The sequence below is a fragment of the Frankia sp. CcWB2 genome (assembly GCF_977927585.1).
In genome coordinates this window covers 6248-8103 of the sequence record NZ_CDWRCM010000144.1, presented here as the reverse complement: position 1 = coordinate 8103, position 1856 = coordinate 6248, and the positions used below count along the sequence as shown (strand labels likewise).

At 67.2% G+C, this 1856-nt stretch carries 2 protein-coding genes; one reads left to right on the top strand and one right to left on the bottom strand.

Annotated elements, in window-relative coordinates; translation table 11 throughout:
• Window positions 1–59 precede the first annotated feature (59 nt).
• A complete protein-coding gene (locus ACY45C_RS15100; RefSeq protein ID WP_462188233.1) occupies window positions 60–1097 on the bottom strand; it encodes a DUF72 domain-containing protein in 1038 nt (345 codons plus the stop codon).
• Window positions 1098–1331: 234 nt separating this feature from the next.
• On the opposite strand from ACY45C_RS15100, the gene ACY45C_RS15095 reads away from it, so the two are divergent.
• On the top strand, window positions 1332–1856 hold a 525-nt coding region (locus ACY45C_RS15095), incomplete at its 3' end, for a hypothetical protein (RefSeq protein WP_462188232.1).

Genomic DNA, 1856 nt, shown 5'->3' with positions numbered 1-1856 from the left:
TCGTACGCGTCGGCGAGGCGCTCATAGTGCGCCGACGTTCCCGGCTCCGCCAAACTGGATCACCTCCCGCCCTGCAACCCAGGCGGATCGTAACCGATCGGCTCCCCAACGGCTCCGGATTGGGACAAGTCGGCCAACGAGCGTGACGCCCTGCCACCGACTCTGGGACGTAAACGGGAACTCTGTTCGTCCCTCCGACGACCACGGTTCTCGCGAGAGTCGAGCCGGGCCAGCAGGTCGGCCAACTGTCTGGCGTTGCGCTGCGCATAGTCGGCATAGCAGTTGTTCATGAGGACGTGGGTCGTGGCGACGCCGTTCGCCAGCTCCCGGATCCTCGGGGCCCATGCGCGCAGTTCGTCCTCGCTGTAGCGGTAGCCGAAGCGTTCGTGGATGTCCTTGCTCGTCCACCGCTCGCTGTGACCGTGGAACCGGACGACCGCGAGATCGGCAGTCGCGGCGAGCACCGGCGGAATCGAACTCGGATAGCCCTGGGGCATGTCGACGCACACGTACGGAATCGCCTGAGAGGCGAGGAAATCGAGTGTCTCCTCACGGTTGCGTTCGTCCATCCAGGTGTGGTTACGGAATTCCACGCAGATCCGCACCGGCCGGCACCGGCGCTGGCACTCCAGGATGTAGCGATTGTTCGCGGCGCTGATCGGAAACCACTGCGGGAACTGGAAGAGCAGGGCGCCGAGCTTGCCGGCCTCGGTGAGCGGTGCCAGCGCGGTGAGGAACCGCTCCCACACCTCGTCGACGACGTTGGCGTCCAGGTCGCGGACGTAGAGGTTCCTCCGATCCGGCCCGACAACGTCGCGCAGGTCCCTGTACAGCGCGCCCGGGCGAGTCGGATGCCCCGTGAGCAGCGAGAAAGCCTTGACGTTGAAGGTGAAGTCGGCCGGGGTGCGCGTCGCCCACGTCCGCACCGTCCGCTCCGCCGGCGGCGCGTAGTAGGTGGAGTCGACCTCGACCAGCGGGAACTGCCGGGCATAGTAGCGCAGCCGCTGCTCGGCGCTGGTGACCTCCGGTGGGTACCATCCGGACCTCAGCAGCGTCGGGTCCGTCCAGGAAGCTGTCCCGACCAGAATGTCACCCATGCCCGTCACCTCCCCGCCGGGTTCCACGCTCGCGAACCGGTACCTGCCCGCGAACGGCATGGTTGACGTCAGGACCCGTTATCCTTTTACAGGCGAATGTACCGGTACCCCGCTCGGGCTCGGACCCGGGCCTGTCGGCTATACGGCAACGGCAGCCGTCCGGCCACACGACGTACGAGAATGCCATCGAGGGGAACCACTTCCGGACCCATTCCTCCGCCGTTGGGAGAAGCCATGAGTCGTCGTGAACTGGCCAGTCGGACCAGAATAAGTGCTTTCCGCGAAGGGCCGTACGTGCTGATCGTCGCCGAAGGCGACCTGCCCACGCCCGGATTCGACGTCGACATCGCCGAGAGCAGGGTGCGCATCTTCCCGCAACAGTTCGACCTCGAGCGCCGCGCGCGGCCCGGCGTCTTCCCGCAGGTGGTCACGCCATACCGCTACGCCGAGATGGTTCGCTACCCCGAGGATCAACCCCGGATCACCGTCCATCACGCCGACGGCACCGACCAGGTCGACATCGAGCCCTGCGGCAAGGAACTGGCCGGCTACGTCGACACCGTTCGCGGGATCGCTCACCGGACCGCCGCGCCGGAGGCGGAGGCGGGGACCGAGGCAGGGGCGGAAGAGGCCATCGGACTGTCACCCGCACTCAGCTTCGACGAGGCGTTCGCCAAGGCCCTCGCCAACCTGCCGTCCTCGGACACCACGACCGCCGACGCGCTGGCCCGCGTCCAGGTGCTGGAGATCGGCGGCCTG

What these genes read in the sequence shown, in the direction of transcription:
- ACY45C_RS15100 (WP_462188233.1), bottom strand. Translation starts at nt 1,097, where the DNA reads ATGGGTGACATTCTGGTCGGGACAGCTTCCTGGACGGACCCGACGCTG.